The organism is Pseudomonas persica, from assembly GCF_900291015.1.
GTDB lineage: Bacteria > Pseudomonadota > Gammaproteobacteria > Pseudomonadales > Pseudomonadaceae > Aquipseudomonas.
Genome location: NZ_OLKL01000144.1, coordinates 1 through 272, shown reverse-complemented (window position 1 = coordinate 272; position 272 = coordinate 1). Strand labels below are relative to the sequence as shown.

1 protein-coding gene is annotated in these 272 nt (G+C 42.3%); it reads left to right on the top strand.

What is annotated here, in order from left to right; genetic code table 11:
• Positions 1–272 (top strand): ATP-binding cassette domain-containing protein (locus tag FQ664_RS26055; RefSeq protein WP_144175879.1); only part of this gene is annotated, 272 nt, incomplete at both ends.

Sequence of the window (272 nt, the reverse complement as noted above, 5' to 3'; positions counted from 1 at the left end):
GCTAAGGACCTTGGGTCTAGGACTAGAAGAACGGATGACTACAAAGGTGGGACTTTTATCCAATGGTCAGCGTCAGGCCTTGACCCTTCTAATGGCTACCTTAAAAAAGCCAAAGCTTTTACTATTAGATGAGCATACAGCTGCCCTTGACCCTAAAACAGCAAAAAAGGTCCTTGAGATAACTGACCAGATTATAAAAGAACATAATCTAACCGCCATGATGGTTACGCATAACATGCGCGACGCTATAAAGCATGGAAACAGACTTATTA